Raw genomic sequence first — 18,810 nt, 5'->3', positions numbered from 1 at the left:
GTCACTGCGCGTATCGAAACATAACCTCAGAAAATTGCAAGCCTCCTTTGGGAATTTTCGTTACAGGGTTTGACGGGCCAATCCTGCCGGCGTAACGTCCGCAAAACTGAAAACAACCATGCTATAGAGGGAGCGCCAGGGTGTTAGATCAGCCAATTGCCCAAATTAAAGGACTCCGTGTCGAGTTTCAGACCAAAGATGGTCCGGTCGTAGGGGTCAAAGATGTCTCTTTTGACATCAATCCGGGTGAAACTGTTTGCGTGGTTGGCGAATCCGGCTCTGGTAAATCCGTTTCTTCGCTGTCGCTTATGCGTCTGGTAGAGTTCGGCGGAGGCGAAATCGCTGCCGGTGAACTGATGTTTGATCGCCGGGAGGGTGGTCAAATTGATTTGTCCAATGCTGGGCAAGACCTGATGAAAGAGATTCGCGGTGATGAAATCGGAATGATCTTTCAGGAGCCAATGACGGCCCTGAACCCGGTTTTCACAGTTGGACGGCAGCTAACGGAAGGCTTGCGTGTTCACAAAAACATGAACAAAAAGCAGGCTGAAGAGCGTGCTTTGGAGCTGCTGCACCAGGTTCGTATCCCTGAACCTGACCGGCGCATGACCCAATATCCCCACGAATTGTCGGGTGGGATGCGCCAACGTGTGGTGATTGCGATGGCAATGGCCTGCGAGCCACGCTTGCTGATCGCGGATGAGCCAACAACGGCTCTGGATGTTACCATTCAGGCCGAAATTCTGGCGCTGATGGATCGTTTGAAGCGCGAAACAGGAACTGCGGTGATGTTCATCACTCACGATATGGCGGTTGTGGCTCAGATGGCCGACCGCGTTGTGGTGATGTTCCGTGGCAATAAGGTCGAAGAAGGTCCTGTCGAGCAGATCTTTGAAAACCCGCAGCACGATTACACCAAAGCGCTATTGGCTGCGGTGCCTAAGCTGGGCGAGATGACTGGCAAAGCCTATCCGGAGCCCATGAAGTTGATGGGTGTCGAAGGTCAGAAAATCGAACCAATCAAGGGCACCGAAGAGGTGATCCTGAGTGTCGAAAATCTGACAACCCGGTTTGACGTCAAAGGTGGGTTCTTGCGTCGGAACGTGGCGCAGGTGCATGCGGTTGAGGATGTTTCGTTCAAGCTAAATAAGGGGCAAACGCTGTCTCTTGTGGGCGAATCAGGCTGCGGAAAATCCACAACAGGGCGGGCAATTCTGAGATTGGTCGAACCTCAGTCAGGTAAAGTACTCTTTGACGATTGCAACGTGCTGGAGCTGAACCAAAACCAGTTGCACAAAGTCCGCCAGGACATGCAGATGATTTTCCAGGATCCTTTTGCCTCCTTGAATCCTCAGATGATTTTGTCTGAGCAAGTTGCCGAACCTATGCGTAATTATGGCTTGGCCAGCGCGTCGGAGTTACAGGACCGGGTGGCCAATCTGTTTGACCGTGTTCAGCTCCCTCGTGATTTTATGCGCCGCTATCCACATGAAATGTCAGGTGGTCAGCGTCAGCGTATTGCGATTGCCCGTGCGCTGGCTCTGAATCCCAAGCTGATTATCGCAGACGAAGCAGTTTCAGCGCTGGATGTTTCGGTGCAGGCACAGGTTTTGAACCTGATGATGGAACTTCAGGCTGATCTGGGGTTGTCGTTTTTGTTCATCAGCCACGATATGGCAGTGGTAGAGCGGGTCTCGCACCAGGTTGGTGTTATGTACCTTGGCCGAATCGTCGAATTGGGGCCGCGTGCCCGGGTGTTTGAAAACCCACAGCATGCCTACACTCAGTCCCTGATGAAGGCGGTGCCAATTGCTGATCCGCGCCAGCGTAAATCTGAACGGGATTTGAACTTCAAGCCCATCCCGTCACCGATCCATGGACTCGACTACAAGCCCGAACCTTCACAGTACCTGGAGGTCGAACCTGGCCATTTTGTGCTGACAACTGACAGCGGATACTAAAATGACCGATAAAATGACCCCTCTTGAGATCATGCAGAAGCTGATCTCGTTTCCAACGGTGAGCAGTGAAAGCAACCTGCCGTTGGTCGAGTGGGTTGAGGAGTATCTTGGCTCGCACGGTATCGTCAGTCACTGCTACACGGATCCGGACCAACCAAAAGCGGCTCTGTTTGCCCACGTTGGTCCGCAAGTCGAAGGCGCAGTTGTGTTATCCGGGCACACCGATGTGGTGCCGGTCGAAGGACAGGCTTGGGACAGTGATCCATTCACGGTGATTGAGCGCGACGGTAAGTATTTTGGCCGTGGTACCTGTGACATGAAGGGCTTTGACGCTCTGGCAATTTGGGCGCTTGTCGAGGCGCAGACCGTTGGTGTCAACCGTCCACTGCAGCTTGCGCTTAGCTATGACGAAGAAGTGGGCTGTACCGGGGCGCCGCCGATGATCGAGGCGATGCAGCCGATTCTGCCAAAAGGGTCAGCGGTGATCGTAGGTGAACCTTCAATGATGAAGGCGGTTACGGGGCATAAGGGCGGTTATGGCTATTCAACCCATGTGCAGGGGTTTGAAGTGCATAGTTCGCTTGTCCATACCGGCGTTAGTGCCATTATGCAGGCGGCCAAGTTGATTGACTGGACAAATACCACCAATGCAGAAAACTGGGCGAAAGAACCCGATGCCATTTCTGGGATGTTCGAGCCACCATGGACCACTTTGCATGTTGGGGTGATTGAAGGCGGCACAGCGCAGAATATTACAGCCAAGGACTGCCGCTTCAGTCTGGATATGCGGGTGCTGCCGACCGAAAACGCAGCAAGTTGGCGGGACGCCTATTTGCAACGGGTTCGGGATGTCGAAAGTGAAATGCAGGCGATTCACCCGGATACAAAAATTGTTGTTGAGCAGATCTTTGATGTTCCAGGCCTCAAACCTGAAGAAAATGGCGAAGCCGAATCGCTCGCCCGTTCCATTACTGGTGACAATGGCTCTCATGTGGTGAGTTATGGCACCGAGGCCGGACAATTTCAGCAGGCTGGATATTCTGCAGTGGTCTGCGGTCCCGGCGATATTGCGCAGGCCCATCAACCCAATGAATATGTTACCGTTGCCCAATTCAACGCTGGCCATGATTTCATGAAGACGTTGGTACAGGGCCTGGCTGGCTGACAAACTGAACTGATGTCTGGTCTTTTTGCCTAACGCGAGTGAGAACCTTTCGCGTTAGGGCTGGTTCTTTGTATCCAAAATTTCACGAGATACTGGTCGTTATACGACCGTAGAATTTCTTTGTGCCCGGGTGCCTTGAGATACTTGATAAGGCAACTTATTTATTTGACAGTGCGCGGAACCATGGGAGGTTTGTATGCCAATCAAAAATAGTTTTGCCGAGATGCATGGTGAAATCACAGGCTGGCGCCGCCACCTGCATGAGAATCCTGAACTGCTGTATGACGTGCATGAAACCGCAGCGTTTGTTGTTGAGCGGCTGAAAGAGTTTGGCATTACCGACATTACCACCGGAATCGGGAAAACGGGTGTCGTCGCGACTGTTAAAGGTAAAACAGATACCAAGGGCCGTGTGGTAGGCCTACGCGCGGATATGGATGCGTTGCCGATCGAAGAAGCCACCGGAGCGGATTACGCCTCGAAGGTGCCGGGCAAGATGCATGCCTGTGGCCACGACGGCCACACCTCGATGTTGCTGGGGGCCGCTAAGTATCTGGCCGAGACCCGCAATTTCGATGGCACAGCTGTGCTGATTTTCCAGCCTGCTGAAGAGGGTGGGGCAGGTGGCAAGGCCATGTGTGATGATGGCTTAATGGACCGTTGGAGTATTCAGGAAGTCTATGGCATGCACAACGCGCCAGGCCTTCCTGTTGGTGAGTTTGAAATCTGTAACGGCGCCTCACTGGCCTCGTCAGACGAGTTTGAAATTGTGGTGACGGGTAAAGGTGGCCACGCGGCGATGCCCCACGAGGCTGTTGATACCACATTGGTTGCGGCACAGATCCTGATTTCCCTGCAAACCATAGTGTCGCGCAACGTTGACCCGATTAAACGGGTTGTTTTGACCGTTGGCACGTTCGAGACCGACAGCGAAGCGTCAAATGTCATTGCCCATTCTGTACGCATGGCGGGGACCGTCCGCACGTTGGACCCTGAATATCGCAAGATTGCCGAAGAGCGCGTGCGCCGGATTGCGACCGACACAGCCTCGGCGTTTGGTGCCACTGCAGAGATTAACTGGGACGCCGGATATCCGGCGACCATCAACACCCCGGATGAAACTGTATATGCTGCGGATGCTGCGCGCGCCGTGGCAGGCACGGTCAACGACAACGCTCAACCGATCATGCCCTCCGAAGATTTTGCCTATATGCTGGAAGAACGCCCCGGCGCCTATATCTCGATTGGCAACGGCGACAGTGCCATGTGCCACCACCCAGCTTTTGATTTCAACGATGATGCTATCCCCGCGGGATGCAGCTGGTTCGCCGAACTGGTTGAACGACGTATGCCCGCACTCTGAAGAAGGAAGACCCTAGATGCCCGTTAAGAACCGTTTTGCCGAACTGCAGTCGGAAATCACCGAATGGCGCCGCGACATTCACGAAAACCCCGAAATCCTGTTCGAAACCCACCGCACCAGCGCCCTGGTTGCCGAAAAGCTGAAGGAGTTCGGTTGTGATGAGATTGTCACCGGTATTGGCCGAACTGGCGTTGTTGGTGTCATCAAAGGTAAGAGCAACACGTCTGGCAAAGTAATCGGTCTGCGGGCGGATATGGACGCGCTGCCAATACATGAGGCGACCGGACTGGACTATGCCTCTAAAACGGATGGCGCCATGCACGCCTGTGGCCATGATGGTCACACCGCTATGTTGCTGGGTGCGGCCAAATACCTGTCTGAAACCCGCAATTTCGACGGTTCAGTTGTTGTGATCTTCCAGCCCGCCGAAGAAGGCGGTGGCGGTGGCAAGGAAATGTGCGACGACGGCATGATGGACCGCTGGAACATTCAAGAAGTGTACGGCATGCACAACTGGCCGGGTAAGCCTGTTGGCGCGTTTGGTATCCGGGCGGGTGCTTTCTTTGCGGCCACAGATCAGTTTGACATCACATTTGAAGGGTTTGGTGGCCATGCCGCCATGCCACAGAAAACTGTTGATACAACTGTGATGGCAGCTCAGGCCGTTATGGCCTTGCAGACTATTGCCAGCCGCAACGCGGATCCGGTAGATCAGATCGTTGTCTCTGTGACGTCGTTTGAAACTTCATCAAAAGCGTTCAACGTGATCCCACAATCGGTTCAACTGAAAGGAACCGTGCGTACCATGAGCGCCGAGATGCGTGATCTGGCCGAAAAGCGGATCAACGAGATCTGTTCGGGTGTTGCAGCGACATTTGGTGGCAGCGCTGATGTGACCTACATTCGCGGCTACCCAGCGATGGTCAACCACGAAGAGCAGACTGAATTTGCAGCTGATGTGGCGCGCAAAGTTTCCGGTGGGTGTGAACACGCTGAGCTGGTGATGGGGGGCGAAGACTTCGCCTTTATGCTGGAAGAGCGTCCGGGTGCCTATATTTTGGTTGGCAATGGCGATACGGCCGCTGTGCACCATCCAGAGTATAACTTTAACGACGAAGCAATCCCTGCTGGATGCAGCTGGTGGGCTGAGATTGTTGAGCAGCGGATGCCTGCTGCCTAACGCGAACTAAAAAAGGGGGGGCGATCTGCCCCCTCTTGACCTGTGGTCAATTCACCCCCGAGGATACTTAGGGCTAGATGAAGTGGGGTCCTAACCTTTTTCCCAAAGGTTTTGATAGACAGTTTCAATCCCAGAGGCTTCGAAGGCAGAGCTGAAGCTGTGGGCTGCAATGTCGCGGGCATCTCGGCACATCTCGGCGTGTTGAGACGGATTGCCTAGGATTGCAGCTGCGGCTTTGGCGGCGGCGGCAGCGTCCTTCAAAGGAACCACGGCACCGGCTTTTCCTTGCGCGGAAAATTCTTCGTAATATCCGGTATCTGATCCTACAAAGGGTACACCGCTGGCCATGCCTTCGAGAGGGACCATCCCGTATCCTTCGTAACGGGGTAGCTGCATAACTAACGACAACCCACGCATCAAATTCGGTAGCTCTGCAGGACCAACCTCACCAGGAAACAAGATGCGGTCTGAAAGGTTGGCCGTCTTTATTCGCGTTTGAAGTTCGGCGAGAAATTTTTGATGTTCACGTCCGGCACGGCCAATAACCAACGCCTTGGCCGTGGGGTGCTGTGGTAGCAGCTGGATCATTGCATCGACAAACAGATCGGTGCCTTTTTCTGGGCGGATGCGCCCGATTGTGGCGAAGCCCTGCGCACCACCATAGCCCAAAGCAGACCAAGCCGCTGCGCGGTCCGGGGCCGGGGTGAAGAGTTCTGTATCAACCCCATGCGGCACAACAGCCTGCACGTTGTCTACATAGCGTGCGGCGATTTCGGTGGTGGCGACAATGGCATCCATTTGACGGATCAGCCAGCGCGGGTATGCCGAGTGCAGACGCTGTGCTGCTGAGGTGAACACGACTCGAATTGGTAGTTTTAGCACGTCGCGTGACCAAATCGCAGCGCGCATTTCTGGATTGCGGCGGACATGCCATATGGAAAAGTCACGTCCCTCTGGCGCGGTTTTGCACATCTCGCGCGCTTGCTTCAGGGTGATTGGGGCGGGGCATCCTGGCAAAGAGTAGCCGACCAGATGCAGATCATGCTGCTTGGCTTGCTGGCGGATGACATTGGCGGCAGTGGCAGAAACACCAGTGAAGTTTTTGTTGAAGTTGGTGACAAATAACTCAGCCAATTTTTGGTTCCAGTTCAAGCTCATGTATCAAAGTGTCGACCACGTCATGCAGTTGTTTGGATTGGCCGTTGGCAAACGCGTTTGCTGCCTGTTGCGCTTGTTTCAACGCTTCAGGTTGAGCGAGCCAATGCGAGACTGCCTTTGCAAGCTGTTCGGCATCATGTATTTCGACCGCGCCTTTGGCAGCGATCATAGGGGGGAACGTTTCAGTGAAATTGTGGTATCCTGGCCCGGTAATCACGGCTGCGCCAGCCTGTGCGACCTCAAACGGGTTGTGGCCGCCAATCGGTTCAAGTGAGCCGCCCAGAAACACGATGGGCGACAGCGCATACCAGCAACCCAATTCGCCCATAGTATCAGCCAAATAAATCTGGGTACCTTTTGTGGGGAGCTCGCCTTTGCTGCGACGGGCAAAACTCATGCCAGTTTTGGCAATTAGTTCCGCAACATCGTCAGCACGTTCGGGATGGCGGGGGACCAGCAGCAAGCAGAGATCCGGGTGATCCTGTGACAGTGCCTTGTGAGCCGTTAGCACTGGTTGTTCTTCGCCGATGTGGGTGGAACTCGCCACCCAAACCGGGCGTGTATCTAAGCGGTCACGCAGCTGCGAAAGGGCGTCCGCATCAACGGGGAGAGGGGCGCTTCCTGCCTTGAGGTTGCCACCAGCGCGCACATGGTCAGGATCCGCGCCAAGGCTGAGCAGATGGTCAGACATACGATCATTCTGGGTGAGGAACAGAGAAAACTGCTCCATGATAAAACGTGCGGTTGGCGCCTTTTTCAGCCAGCGAGCAACCGAACGCTCAGACAGTCGGGCGTTGACCAGTGCCAACCGCGCGCCGGAGTGACGGGTGGCAACCAGCGTGATCGGCCATAATTCACTTTCGACAAAGATTGCAGCAGCGGGACGCCAGTGAGCCAGAAACCGTTGAACCGGGCTAGAGGCATCCAGTGGGGCAAATTGGTGACGACAGCGGGGCGGCATGCGTTTTGACACCACCTCTGCAGCTGTTGCAGTGCCCGAGGTTAGCAGGAACTGTGCCTGTGGGAGGTGCTCGCTCAGGCGGGCAATCAGGGTCAGAGCGGCAAGGCTTTCCCCGACCGAGGCACCGTGGAACCAGATTAGCGGCCCCTCAGGACAGGGCAGGCTGGCATATCCCAGGCGCTCCTTCTGACGTTCCTTTGAAACACCCTGCGCAGCCAGCTTGGCCGCGACCTTGCGATAGGCAAACGGGGCGATCAGCGCTGTTGCGCTGCGATACAAGTAATAGAGCAGCGTTGGGCCGCCGCCTGTCGGTGCCATTTTAGCCGCCAGTGTGGCTCATATGACGGGACATCTGCCCGTCGGCACGCTGGCGTGAATAGTCAAAATCATGGCCTTTGGGTTTCAGGCCGATAGCTGCACGGATCGCCTGTTCTAGAGCTTCATCATTGTCAGGCTGCTGTCGCATCGCAGGGCGAAGGTCTTGCATACCTTCCTGGCCTAAGCAGGTGTACAATTCGCCCGTACATGTCAGGCGAACACGATTGCAGCTTTCACAGAAATTATGGCTCATCGGAGTGATGAAACCAATTTTTTGTCCAGTCTGTTCCAAGCGAACATAGCGAGCAGGTCCACCAGTCGACTCTGCCAAGTCGGTAACCTGATAATGGTCTTCGTAGGCTTTGCGCACGTCTTTGAGCGACCAGTACTGACCAAAGCGGTCTTCATTGCCCAAATCGCCCATTGGCATGACCTCGATCCAGGTCAGGTCCATGCCCCGGTCGGCGCACCATTCCGTGATGGTTGGCAGTTCGTCTTCGTTGAACCCTTTTAAGGCCACTGCGTTGATCTTGATCTTCAGACCGGCCTTTTGTGCAGCATCAATGCCGCGCATGACCTGAGGCAGGCGACCCCAGCGGGTGATGTCAGCAAATTTCTTCTCGTCGATGGTATCCATCGATATATTGATCCGGCGCACACCCGCGTCAAAAAGGTCTTGAGCGTATTTTTCCAACTGCGAGCCATTGGTGGTTACCGTCAGCTCTTTCAGCGCGCCACTTTCCAGATGGCGAGTCATCGAGCGAAAGAAGGTCATGATGCCACGACGGACCAGTGGCTCTCCTCCGGTGATGCGCAGTTTTTGGACGCCCATGTGAATAAAGGACGAGCACATGCGGTCCAATTCTTCCAGCGTTAGAAGTTCTTTCTTGGGCAAGAAAGTCATGTTCTCGGACATGCAATAAACGCAGCGGAAATCGCAGCGGTCAGTGACTGAGACGCGAAGGTAAGTGATGGCGCGGGCGAATGGATCGATAAGCGGAGCTGTCATAGCTCATAGGTAAGGCGGGGTTTGGCCTGCGGCAAGGCTATTGTGAGCGAAGTGACTGGCAAAGCGCGTTTTGCAGGGGTAGGGTTTGAGTATGTGCAAACTCTTTGTCTTTCTCCCCGCTATGTTATTGGTCTCCGCCTGTGATTTGTCTCCGATTCGATTGGGGGCTCCTGATCCGGTGTCGCCGCCGCTTGAAGTGGTCGATGCAGTGCCTTCTGATCCATCAGAGACTGGATCCGCACCCACATTCGGCGGTACCGCAACGACGGTAGCCGGGTTGGGGGATCCAACAGTGCCGGGGTTATGGATGGAAACACCTCTCGTTTCTACTCAGCAGATGGGCCGCGTGCGCAGTGCATCTGGCACCGAAGTTACACTGACTTTGCGCCCCATCGCCGGGGAGGCCAGTTCTGGTAGTCGGTTGTCGATTGACGCGATGCGCGCCTTGGGTGCGCCGCTGACTGAACTGATTGAGGTGCAGGTCTCAGCTGCGTCGTAAATTGCAAGAACAAGTATCGCATGAATGAGAAGCCCGGCTGTTTCGCCGGGCTTTGGTGTTTTGGAGGAATTACGGCTTTAAGTACTTAGCCGCTTCTTTGCGAGCAAAGGGCTTCATATGTTCACCATGCTGTTCGAGAAAATCCCGCACACGCTGCTCATCGTGTTTAGACAGCTCGCGCAGCCACCAGGCGATGGATTTCTGGATGAACTGTTTCTGGACAGGTGCATAGCTGGCCGCCCAGCCAAGAATACGATCCCTGCTTGCCAGCTCATCGGGTTTCGGGTGGTTTTGCTTGGTCCAGGGCAGGGTGGCGACTAGCGCCGCGCGCCGTGTCCACAGGCTTTCGGATGTGGTCCAGGCTTCGACCTGGTCCAGCCGGGATGGATCCGCCACCAGACGTTTCTGGATCGCCGCGCAGGCATGATCTGCCAGAGCCCAGCTGTCAAAATCAGGCACCCAGCTTTGGAGCAGTTGCCAGACAGAGTCGTCCGGGCGGATACGGGCCTGGGTCAGCATCTTGGTCGCCGCCAGCCGTGCTTCATAGATGTCGGTCTGCCAAAGGCCTGCAGCCACTTCAACCCGCTGATCAACACTCATGTCCTGACGCCACTGCTTGGTCAGGTCATTGACCTGAGGATTGGTCAGTCCAAGGTATTCGCGCTTTACCTTATGGTAGCTGGCCATGCCAACTGCGCGTTCAGCATTTTTGAGATCGCGCAACTGTTCTAGGTATGGAAGGTACATTTCGCTCATTCTACTGTCACCGACTTGGCCAGATTGCGGGGTTGATCTACATCGGTGCCTTTGGCAATTGCAGTGTAATAGGCAATTTGTTGCGCTGGAATGGCATATAAGATAGGCGCCAGTGCATCAGGGACTTGTGGCATGACAATAACCTCTGAGGTGCCTTCGCCTGCAATTCTGGCACCTTCTGCATCAGTGACAAGAACAACGCGGCCACCACGGGCCATGACCTCTTGCATGTTGGATATCGTCTTGTCGAAAAGCGCATCACGAGGCGCCATCACGAGCACCGGAACGGTGTCATCAATCAGCGCGATGGGGCCGTGTTTCAGCTCTCCGCTCGCATAACCTTCGGCATGGATATAGCTGAGCTCTTTCAGTTTCAGTGCACCTTCCATCGCCAGCGGATAAAGTTGCCCTCGACCAAGGAAAATGATGTCTTTTGCAGCAGCAAGTTCGCGGCAGGTTGCCGTGATTTGACTTTCTAGCGTCAGGGCCTGGTTGATCAGCCCAGGTATGGCACGAAGATCGCTGGGCAATTTCTCAGGAACTGCAATACCACGCTGTTGTGCGGCTCGCAGGGCCATGATTAACAGGATCACCAGCTGGCAGGTAAAGGCCTTGGTCGAGGCAACCGAGATTTCTGGGCCAGCGTACAATGGAAGAATGACGTCGCTTTCGCGTGCGATCGAGCTTTCAGAGACGTTGACCATTCCAACGATCTGGTCGGCTTTACCGCTCATGTATCGAAGGGCAGCCAGGGTGTCTGCGGTTTCGCCGGATTGGCTGACAAATAGTCCAAGAGTGCGATCCGATACCGGAGGTTCACGGTAGCGGAACTCCGAGGCGACATCGACCTCGACTGGCATTTTAGCGATTTGTTCAAACCAATACTTCCCAACCATACAGGCGTAATAGCCGGTACCGCAGGCGACCATGGTCAGGCGGTCGACCTTAGTGAAGTCCAGCTCGTCAGGCAGGGTTATCTCATCAATCTCAGACAGATAGGCGTGCAGGGTGCGGTCAATGGCCAAAGGTTGTTCGGCGATTTCCTTGGCCATGAAGTGCTTGTGGCCGTCTTTGTCGACACGAGTTGCGTCCAATTGAATGCGGCGTTGTTCGCGGTTGGTCTGGTTGCCCTCGACGTCCCAAATTTGCAGGCTGGTCCGGGTCAGGATCGCAAAATCACCTTCTTCCAAATAGGTGATCTGGTCGGTGAGCGGGGCCAAGGCAAAGGCATCCGACCCCACATACATTTCATTGTCCCCATGACCAATCGCCAGCGGAGACCCTTTGCGGGCACCGATCATCAGGTCTTGTTCGCCATGAAAGAGAAATGCGAGTGCAAAGGCACCCTCCAGCCGTTCAACCGTTTTGCGTGCAGCCTCGGCTGAGGAATGGCCCTGGTTCTTGTAGTGCTGACACAATAGCGCAACGGTTTCTGTGTCGGTTTCGGTTTCAAAGGAAATACCGTGTGTGGCCAATTCCTCGCGCAGGTCTTTGAAATTCTCGATGATGCCATTGTGTACAACAGCAACTGTGCCAGACGAATGAGGGTGGGCGTTGCTGACCGTTGGCGCCCCGTGGGTTGCCCAGCGGGTGTGTCCGATGCCAGATTTGCCGGCCAGTGGCTGATGCACCAGCAGGTCACTTAAATTGACCAGCTTGCCCACGGCGCGACGGCGATCCAGCGCACCGTCGTTGACGGTTGCAATACCAGCGCTGTCATAGCCACGATATTCCAGCCGTTTCAGCGCCTCCACCAGAATGGGGGCAACCTCGTGACTGCCCAGAACCCCTACAATTCCACACATCAGCTTGCGTCCTCGTCTCGTTTTTTCTTTTTGGCACGCAGCAAATCCATCAACTTGCGCGCGCGACCAGGTTTACTCACCTGCGGCGCGCGGGCGATTGCCAGAGCGCCATCTTCAACATCTTTGGTGATCACCGCGCCTGATGCGGTCATGGCGTCATCCCCAACTTTGACTGGTGCTACCAGCAGGGTGTTGGACCCAATAAAGGCGTTAGCCCCAATTTCGGTATGGTGTTTCATAATGCCGTCGTAGTTGCAGGTGATTGTCCCTGCTCCGATGTTGGTTTTCTTGCCAACAGAAGCATCGCCGACATAGCTCAGGTGATTGACTTTGGCCCCCTCCGCGATCTCAGCATTTTTGATCTCAACGAAGTTGCCAACATGAGTGTTTTCGGCAAGTTCCGCACCAAGGCGCAAGCGGGCGTAGGGGCCAACTTTGGCGCCGCGGCTGACGTGACAGCCTTCCAGATGCGAAAAGGCCCGGATTAACGCGCCGCTTTCCACCGTTACACCGGGACCAAATACCACGTTGGGTTCAATCACCGTATCACGACCTATTATGGTATCCAGTGACAGATAGACGGTTTCAGGGGCCATCAATGTGACGCCAAGCTCCAGCAATTCGGCCCGTGCACGGGATTGGAACACTGCGTCAGCCCGGGCAAGATCTGCACGAGAGTTTACCCCCAGAGTTTCGGATTCGTCGCAGGCCACTGCTGTCACTCTGCGCCCCTCGGCGCGGGCCAGTTCAACAACATCGGTCAGATAGTATTCAGACGAAGCATTGGCATTGCCGACTTTGGAGATCAGATCAAACAGTAGTTTTGCGTCACAGGCCAAAAGCCCTGAGTTGCAGAATGTGATTTCGCGCTCTTCATCACTGGCGTCTTTGAATTCGACAATTCGTTCTAGACTGTCGCCATCCATTAGCAGGCGCCCATAGCGCGCGGGATCGGCGGCCTCAAAGCCGAGAATGACCAAGTCAGCGCTAGTGCGGGCTGCGATCATACGCTCGATGGTATCAGCTTGCAGGAAAGGTGTGTCGCCATACAAGACAACCACATCTCCGTCATAGTCCTTTAACACCGCGCGCGCCTGATCCACAGCATGGGCCGTGCCCAGCTGCTCCGTTTGTAAAACTACGGTTGCGTGTTCGTCGATATCTTCCACGGCGCTGCGCACAGCCTCCGCCTCGTGGCCCGCAACAACAATTGTGTGGTCAGGCTCCAGTGCGCGGCCTGTCATCATGGCATGTGCCAGCATTGGTGCTTGGGCTATGGGGTGCAGGACCTTCGGCAGGTCAGAGCTCATCCGTGTGCCTTTGCCTGCGGCGAGGATGATCAGGGCGGTGCTCATATGGCTTTTCTCTTTGTTTTCTTGTTTAACCCGTTTTATCCGCTGTAGAGCGCGGTGCAAGCCATCAGCGCATCAAACAAGATTGCGGGTTGCAATATCATATGGCGAAATTACGCCGAAAGGGGCGAGAATGCGAACAGTGATTTTTGATCTGGACGGAACATTGGCTGATACCTCTGGCGATTTGCTGGCGGCAGCGAACTGTTGTTTTCGCCAGATGGGGCTCGGGGATGTGTTGGAACATCCGAAAGACGCAGGTCTCGCACTGCGTGGTGCCCGAATGATGCTGAGTGAAGGTTTGAAACGTGTCGAGCAATACGACGCGGCAGTTGTTGAGGAGTACTTTCCTGTATTTATAGATGTTTATCGGCAGTCCATAGACCTGCATACAGTGTTGTATCCAGGAGCGATGGTTGCAGTCAAAGCGCTTAAGGATGCTGGGTATGGTGTTGGAATCTGCACAAATAAACCCGAAGATCTAGCGGATCAGTTGTTACGTTGCCTAGGTGTGCGCGATGATTTTGATTCACTTATCGGCGCTGATACACTTGCGGTACGCAAACCAGATCCGGAACCGCTACGCGAGGCAGCGCGTCGGGCCGGTGGGGATCCGGCAAAGACCATTCTAATTGGTGATACTGATACTGACCGCAATACGTCAGCCGCCGCCGGTGTCCCGTCGATCCTGGTCACCTTTGGCCCGTCGGGGCAGAATATGTCGGCATTGAATCCAGAAGGATTGTTACACGATTTTGAAGACCTGCCTGAGATGGTCTCACGACTGATTGGATAACAACGATAGAGCAAGCGGGGAGAGATTTGCGTCCGTCGCACAATTTTGTCCGCCTACTTCAGTGCAGGGAAAACAAGATGAACGAGAAATTTTCGGGTAGTTTCACCCAGCAGGAACCACTTTCTGATGCCGCCATCGCCGCCGCACTGGAGGTGATGCAGCATGGGCGTTTGCATCGCTACAATGTCGTTGAATGTGAGTTGGGCCAAGCGGCGTTGCTAGAGCAGGAATTTGCGGCACAAGTGGGCGCAAAATATTGCCTGTCTGTTGCTTCGGGTGGCTATGCACTTGCCACAGCATTGCGGGCTGTTGGGGTGGAGCACGGTGATTTGGTCCTGACCAATGCCTTTACGCTGGCACCAGTGCCAGGTGCCATCGCATCTGTCGGTGCTGTACCTGTCTTTGTTGATGTAACCGAAAATCTGGTGATTGATCTTGATGACCTGGCGTCCAAGGTTGGACAGGCAAAGGTGCTGATGCTGTCGCATATGCGAGGCCACCTGTGTGATATGGACCGCTTGATGCAGATTTGTAATGATGCTGGTGTCACAGTCATCGAGGACTGCGCCCACACCATGGGAGCGACCTGGAACGGGGTGGCATCGGGGCGACATGGTGCGATCGGTTGCTATTCCTGCCAGACTTACAAACATGTAAATTCAGGCGAAGGCGGACTGTTGGTTACTGATGACGAGGAAGTCGCTGCCCGCGCCATCATGCTGTCTGGCTCATACATGTTGTTTGAACGACATTTGGCCGCGCCGGATCGAGCGGTGTTCGACCGCATCAAATACGACACTCCCAATATCTCGGGGCGAATGGACAATCTGCGTGCAGCAATCCTGCGGCCACAGCTCCGCGACCTGGATGCCCAGGTGGCGCGTTGGAATGAACGGTATCGTTGTATCGAGGATGGGTTGCGTGAAACGCCCGGATTACAGCTGACCGAACGGCCTGCTGCGGAAACTTATGTTGGTTCGTCAATCCAGTTCCTGCTGCTTGATTGGGCCTCTGACAAAGTTCAAGAGTTTATACGGCGCTGTGCAGATCGCGGTGTCGAACTGAAATGGTTTGGCGCTCCGGAACCTGCGGCCTTCACCTCGCGCTATGACAACTGGCGCTATGCGCCAGTGCATAGCCTGCCTCAAAGCGATCGCATTCTGGCTGGAATTGTCGATATGCGTGTGCCTTTGACGTTCAGTTTAGACGATTGCGCCCAGATAGCCCGAATTATTCGCGCTGAGGTTGGAGCGGTGTTTCAGCGAGAGGGATCTTTGCCGAGTTAGGCCCGGCAAAGATAAGACCTGAAGTCACTTGTCCAATGGGTTTGCAAGCGCGAGCTTTTTGAAGCCAAGATTGCCCAAAAGGCTTGCGCGGCTGTGCGGATGATGCTCGGCGCTGATTGTTTCTACGATATCTGCAGTAAAATTTTCCCGTGGGAACTGGCTCAGAACACTGTGAACGGTAGTTCGCGAAAGCAGGTGCAGATTGCGGCCGGTGACATCAAGGTGGGCTCCCAGAGACAGCAGATGTGCCTCCGCTCCAAAGCGGCTTGCGGGGATGTCCAGATTTAGATGCAGGGAAATCGCATCAAACACACTGGTGCGGCGCGAGACATCCCAGTTTTGCTCTTGCAAGAACAGATCTGCAAGTCGCGCTCCGTTTACGGCAAAACAGCACGACTTGGCTTTTGGTAACTCAGTTTCAGCAAGCCCCAGATCGTGCAGCAGTGCCGAAACATATAGAAGCTCAGGGTCGGGACGCAGCCCTTTGCTACGGGCCAGGATCATGCCCCAATAGTAGGTGCGATGGCTGTGCAAATTCAGACTGCGATCAAGGACCTCGCTTACTTTGTCTTCGGCTGCCTTGCTGGTGGCGCTGTCTGGAACCATTATGTCCGATAGGTCGATATCTACGGCGGCAGGCCCTTTGTTCAAACGGAACTTTCTCGCGATTTCACCCAGCTGGGTTCCCGCCAGTTGGCGCAGCATGGTTATCCGGTCACGTCTGCGCATGATACCGTTTGTTGTCTGCGCCCAGGCCTTCGCGCCAAAATGATAGGTCATAAATAACCTGCCTTTTCCTGTTCGTTGCGTTTGTTTTGGAAAATGTCACGGATCATAGATGCATCGCCAAGCACATGCCCCACCGCAAATGCGCCCTGCATGGCAGCGAAAAGAGAGGCCGCAGCAGTCTGTGCCGCGGATTCATTCAAACCCAGTGCACCATATTGCTCTGCCAGCCAGTCAATCGTATGCCGCATGACTCGCTGTCGTGTTGGCTGGGCATCTGCGGGCCGAGAGGCGTCACAGGCCATGTCCTCGGCCAGGGCCAAGACTGGGCAACCCAGTTCTGCCCGGTTGTCTGCCAATTGAGCGGCCCCATCCCAGAACAGACGTAGCCGTTGGCGCGGGTCATTCGTTTGGCTTTCGATCATTGCAAGCTGTTCTGCGTAGGTTTCGTGGTGCTTTTCCATAACCGCATCGGCCAAGTCTGCTTTGGTCCGAAAGTGATAAAAAATGCCGCCTACCGGCACGTTTGCGTGCTTCGCAACATCGGCCAAACTCGCACTGCCATACCCAAGAGTATGGAACAATTCGGTTCCGGCCGTCACCAGTTTGGATCTTTTCTCGCTTGAACGTTTTTGTTTCGCTTGCATGGTCGTCCCCCTTTTTCGATGAGATACCTGTTGAAAATAAGTGAGTCAACTGACTTAGTAATTGTGGAAATTCAACTCAAAGTATGCTTGACGTACGGGGGATGGGTGCGATTAAATGAACGTGTGTTCAAATAAGTTTAGTTGAGTCGAGAGGACGTGCCGCATGTTCAACGCCAGTATGCAATTCGATCTAGGGGAAGACGTGAATGCGCTGCGCGATATGGTGCATCGCTGGGCGCAAGATCGGGTCAGGCCGATGGCGCAGCAGGTTGACCAAACGAACGCGTTTCCAGCCGAGCTGTGGCAGGAAATGGGAGAATTGGGCCTGTTGGGTGTTACTGTCCCCGAGGAATTTGGTGGGGCCGGTATGTCTTACTTGGCTCACACTGTCGCTGTTGAAGAAATTGCCCGCGCCAGTGCGTCTGTGGCTCTGTCTTACGGTGCCCATTCCAACCTTTGTGTCAATCAGATCAAATTGAACGGTACAGATGAGCAGCGGACAAAGTACCTACCACGTCTAGTCAGTGGTGAGCATGTCGGTGCATTGGCGATGTCTGAATCTGGTGCCGGGTCTGACGTGGTGTCTATGTCGTTGCGGGCCGAGAAGCGAAATGACCATTACCGGCTGAATGGCAACAAATACTGGATCACCAATGGTCCGGATGCGGATACTCTCGTGGTCTACGCAAAAACCGACCCCGAAGCAGGATCGAGAGGTATCACCGCATTCATCGTTGAAAAAGAGATGAAGGGTTTCTCGACGTCGCCGCATTTCGACAAACTTGGCATGCGTGGATCAAACACGGCCGAGTTGATTTTCGATGATGCCGAAGTACCGTTTGAAAACGTCCTGGGTGAGGAAGGGTGCGGCGTCGCTGTTCTAATGTCGGGGCTGGATTATGAAAGGGTGGTGCTGGCTGGCATTGGGACCGGGATCATGGCCTCCTGCATGGATGAAATGATGCCATATATGGCTGAACGTAAGCAATTTGGTAAGCCGATTGGCTCTTTTCAGCTGATGCAGGGCAAGATTGCAGACATGTATACAGCAATGAATTCAGCACGCGCCTATGTTTATGAAGTAGCCAAGGCCTGTGATCGGGGTACCGTGACTCGGCAGGACGCAGCAGCCTGCTGCCTATATGCCTCTGAGCAGGCTATGGTGCAGGCACATCAGGCCGTACAAGCGCTGGGCGGCGCTGGGTATCTGTCTGACAACCCGGTGGGGCGCATCTTCCGGGACGCAAAGTTGATGGAGATCGGAGCAGGGACCTCTGAAATTCGTCGTATGTTGATCGGTCGCGAACTGATGGGGAAAATGGGATGAAGATTGGTGTGACGCTCGCAGCACTGGTGTTAGGTGCAACCACTGCATCAGCACAGGACCTGAAATACTCCAACGCGGCCTCTGACAGCTGTGTGGCGCAGTCTGGTAGCTATGACGCCCAAAAAACCTGTATTGGTTTATCAGCCAGTGCCTGTATGGATGCCACCCCAGACGGATCGACCACGATAGGCATGATGCAGTGTTTGGATAGCGAACGCGACTATTGGGATACCCGGCTTAACCAAGTTTACAAGCGGGTCCGTGGTGACGCCAAAGCGCAGGATGCAGAGCTGGCCGAAATTGGTTCTTCCGCTCCTAAAACGGCTCCGGCATTGCGCGATATGCAGCGTGCCTGGATTACCTACCGGGATGCCACATGTGATTTTGAACAGTCTCAATGGGGGGGCGGCAGCGGTGGCGGCCCGGCAGTCTTGTCTTGCCTGCTTCAAATGACGGGTGAACAGGCAATCTATTTGGAGCACTCCGGCTTGGGTGGCTAAC

Annotated in this window: 17 protein-coding genes; 9 read left to right on the top strand and 8 right to left on the bottom strand. The window is 54.7% G+C overall.

Features of this window, described 5'->3' with window-relative positions; translation table 11 throughout:
* The first annotated feature begins 140 nt into the window (after window positions 1-140).
* The 4 genes from FEE96_RS04355 to FEE96_RS04340 all read left to right on the top strand — a co-directional run bounded on the left by FEE96_RS04355 (window position 141) and on the right by FEE96_RS04340 (window position 5,669).
* A complete protein-coding gene (locus FEE96_RS04355) occupies window positions 141-1,961 on the top strand; it encodes an ABC transporter ATP-binding protein (RefSeq protein WP_138161796.1) in 1,821 nt (606 codons plus the stop codon).
* A gap of 1 nt (window position 1,962) precedes the next feature.
* Window positions 1,963-3,126 carry an acetylornithine deacetylase gene (gene argE, locus FEE96_RS04350; protein WP_138161795.1) on the top strand — a complete coding sequence of 388 codons (1,164 nt, stop codon included), beginning with the start codon at window positions 1,963-1,965 and terminating at the stop codon, window positions 3,124-3,126.
* Between the two features lie 196 nt (window positions 3,127-3,322).
* The gene (locus FEE96_RS04345; RefSeq protein WP_138161794.1) at window positions 3,323-4,489 is read left to right on the top strand and encodes a M20 aminoacylase family protein; all 1,167 of its coding nucleotides are present in this window, start codon (window positions 3,323-3,325) and stop codon (window positions 4,487-4,489) included.
* A gap of 16 nt (window positions 4,490-4,505) precedes the next feature.
* Complete coding sequence (locus FEE96_RS04340) at window positions 4,506-5,669, top strand: M20 aminoacylase family protein (RefSeq protein WP_138161793.1); 1,164 nt, start codon at window positions 4,506-4,508, stop codon at window positions 5,667-5,669.
* Window positions 5,670-5,759: 90 nt separating this feature from the next.
* On the opposite strand, the gene FEE96_RS04335 is transcribed toward FEE96_RS04340, so the two are convergent.
* From FEE96_RS04335 to moaA, 3 genes are read right to left on the bottom strand one after another with little or no spacing between them, the layout of a single operon-like run.
* Complete coding sequence (locus tag FEE96_RS04335) at window positions 5,760-6,803, bottom strand: glycosyltransferase family 4 protein (RefSeq protein ID WP_138161792.1); 1,044 nt, start codon at window positions 6,801-6,803, stop codon at window positions 5,760-5,762.
* Entirely contained in the window at window positions 6,796-8,106 is a 1,311-nt protein-coding gene (locus FEE96_RS04330) for a 3-deoxy-D-manno-octulosonic acid transferase (RefSeq protein WP_138161791.1), read from the bottom strand. Before FEE96_RS04330 ends, FEE96_RS04335 begins: the two co-directional genes overlap by 8 nt.
* Window position 8,107: 1 nt before the next feature.
* The gene (gene moaA, locus FEE96_RS04325) at window positions 8,108-9,115 is read right to left on the bottom strand and encodes a GTP 3',8-cyclase MoaA (protein ID WP_138161790.1); all 1,008 of its coding nucleotides are present in this window, start codon (window positions 9,113-9,115) and stop codon (window positions 8,108-8,110) included.
* A gap of 91 nt (window positions 9,116-9,206) precedes the next feature.
* Between moaA and FEE96_RS23665 the strand changes: the two genes are divergently transcribed.
* On the top strand, window positions 9,207-9,614 hold the full coding sequence (locus FEE96_RS23665; protein WP_212744731.1) for a hypothetical protein: 408 nt from the start codon (window positions 9,207-9,209) through the stop codon (window positions 9,612-9,614).
* Window positions 9,615-9,683: 69 nt separating this feature from the next.
* Here FEE96_RS23665 and FEE96_RS04315 read toward each other — a convergent pair whose 3' ends face one another.
* From FEE96_RS04315 to glmU, 3 genes are read right to left on the bottom strand one after another with little or no spacing between them, the layout of a single operon-like run.
* Window positions 9,684-10,361 carry a DNA alkylation repair protein gene (locus tag FEE96_RS04315; RefSeq protein WP_138162140.1) on the bottom strand — a complete coding sequence of 226 codons (678 nt, stop codon included), beginning with the start codon at window positions 10,359-10,361 and terminating at the stop codon, window positions 9,684-9,686.
* Window positions 10,362-10,366: 5 nt separating this feature from the next.
* Window positions 10,367-12,175, bottom strand: a complete 1,809-nt coding sequence (glmS, locus tag FEE96_RS04310) for a glutamine--fructose-6-phosphate transaminase (isomerizing) (protein WP_138161789.1) — start codon at window positions 12,173-12,175, stop codon at window positions 10,367-10,369.
* Window positions 12,175-13,530, bottom strand: a complete 1,356-nt coding sequence (gene glmU, locus FEE96_RS04305) for a bifunctional UDP-N-acetylglucosamine diphosphorylase/glucosamine-1-phosphate N-acetyltransferase GlmU (protein WP_138161788.1) — start codon at window positions 13,528-13,530, stop codon at window positions 12,175-12,177. The genes glmS and glmU overlap by 1 nt, the downstream gene beginning before the upstream one ends.
* 130 nt (window positions 13,531-13,660) lie before the next feature.
* On the opposite strand from glmU, the gene FEE96_RS04300 reads away from it, so the two are divergent.
* Both FEE96_RS04300 and FEE96_RS04295 read left to right on the top strand, forming a co-directional pair.
* Window positions 13,661-14,323 (top strand): HAD-IA family hydrolase, encoded by a 663-nt coding sequence (locus FEE96_RS04300; protein WP_138161787.1) that lies wholly within the window; start codon window positions 13,661-13,663, stop codon window positions 14,321-14,323.
* A 77-nt stretch (window positions 14,324-14,400) separates the two neighbouring features.
* Entirely contained in the window at window positions 14,401-15,609 is a 1,209-nt protein-coding gene (locus FEE96_RS04295; RefSeq protein WP_138161786.1) for a DegT/DnrJ/EryC1/StrS family aminotransferase, read from the top strand.
* A 24-nt stretch (window positions 15,610-15,633) separates the two neighbouring features.
* On the opposite strand, the gene FEE96_RS04290 is transcribed toward FEE96_RS04295, so the two are convergent.
* On the bottom strand, window positions 15,634-16,389 hold the full coding sequence (locus FEE96_RS04290; RefSeq protein WP_138161785.1) for an HD domain-containing protein: 756 nt from the start codon (window positions 16,387-16,389) through the stop codon (window positions 15,634-15,636).
* On the bottom strand, window positions 16,386-16,982 hold the full coding sequence (locus tag FEE96_RS04285; protein ID WP_138161784.1) for a TetR/AcrR family transcriptional regulator: 597 nt from the start codon (window positions 16,980-16,982) through the stop codon (window positions 16,386-16,388). The genes FEE96_RS04290 and FEE96_RS04285 overlap by 4 nt, the downstream gene beginning before the upstream one ends.
* Before the next feature lie 163 nt (window positions 16,983-17,145).
* Between FEE96_RS04285 and FEE96_RS04280 the strand changes: the two genes are divergently transcribed.
* Both FEE96_RS04280 and FEE96_RS04275 read left to right on the top strand, forming a co-directional pair.
* Window positions 17,146-18,309 carry an isovaleryl-CoA dehydrogenase gene (locus FEE96_RS04280; protein ID WP_138161783.1) on the top strand — a complete coding sequence of 388 codons (1,164 nt, stop codon included), beginning with the start codon at window positions 17,146-17,148 and terminating at the stop codon, window positions 18,307-18,309.
* Window positions 18,306-18,809 (top strand): lysozyme inhibitor LprI family protein, encoded by a 504-nt coding sequence (locus FEE96_RS04275; protein ID WP_138161782.1) that lies wholly within the window; start codon window positions 18,306-18,308, stop codon window positions 18,807-18,809. Before FEE96_RS04280 ends, FEE96_RS04275 begins: the two co-directional genes overlap by 4 nt.
* The last annotated feature ends 1 nt before the right edge of the window (window position 18,810 follow it).

It is taken from the genome of Parasedimentitalea maritima (assembly GCF_005771405.1).
GTDB classification, from domain to species: domain Bacteria; phylum Pseudomonadota; class Alphaproteobacteria; order Rhodobacterales; family Rhodobacteraceae; genus Parasedimentitalea; species Parasedimentitalea maritima.
This window is presented reverse-complemented; position numbering and strand designations above follow the sequence as displayed.

Coding starts and splice junctions, on each gene's coding strand:
- FEE96_RS04340 (WP_138161793.1), top strand. CDS start 4,506: ATGCCCGTTAAGAACCGTTTTGCCGAACTGCAGTCGGAAATCACCGAA.
- FEE96_RS04280 (WP_138161783.1), top strand. CDS start 17,146: ATGTTCAACGCCAGTATGCAATTCGATCTAGGGGAAGACGTGAATGCG.
- FEE96_RS04330 (WP_138161791.1), bottom strand. CDS start 8,106: ATGGCACCGACAGGCGGCGGCCCAACGCTGCTCTATTACTTGTATCGC.
- moaA (WP_138161790.1), bottom strand. CDS start 9,115: ATGACAGCTCCGCTTATCGATCCATTCGCCCGCGCCATCACTTACCTT.
- glmU (WP_138161788.1), bottom strand. CDS start 13,530: ATGAGCACCGCCCTGATCATCCTCGCCGCAGGCAAAGGCACACGGATG.
- glmS (WP_138161789.1), bottom strand. CDS start 12,175: ATGTGTGGAATTGTAGGGGTTCTGGGCAGTCACGAGGTTGCCCCCATT.
- FEE96_RS04315 (WP_138162140.1), bottom strand. CDS start 10,361: ATGTACCTTCCATACCTAGAACAGTTGCGCGATCTCAAAAATGCTGAA.
- argE (WP_138161795.1), top strand. CDS start 1,963: ATGACCGATAAAATGACCCCTCTTGAGATCATGCAGAAGCTGATCTCG.
- FEE96_RS04285 (WP_138161784.1), bottom strand. CDS start 16,982: ATGCAAGCGAAACAAAAACGTTCAAGCGAGAAAAGATCCAAACTGGTG.
- FEE96_RS04345 (WP_138161794.1), top strand. CDS start 3,323: ATGCCAATCAAAAATAGTTTTGCCGAGATGCATGGTGAAATCACAGGC.
- FEE96_RS04290 (WP_138161785.1), bottom strand. CDS start 16,389: ATGACCTATCATTTTGGCGCGAAGGCCTGGGCGCAGACAACAAACGGT.
- FEE96_RS04275 (WP_138161782.1), top strand. CDS start 18,306: ATGAAGATTGGTGTGACGCTCGCAGCACTGGTGTTAGGTGCAACCACT.
- FEE96_RS04300 (WP_138161787.1), top strand. CDS start 13,661: ATGCGAACAGTGATTTTTGATCTGGACGGAACATTGGCTGATACCTCT.
- FEE96_RS04295 (WP_138161786.1), top strand. CDS start 14,401: ATGAACGAGAAATTTTCGGGTAGTTTCACCCAGCAGGAACCACTTTCT.
- FEE96_RS23665 (WP_212744731.1), top strand. CDS start 9,207: ATGTGCAAACTCTTTGTCTTTCTCCCCGCTATGTTATTGGTCTCCGCC.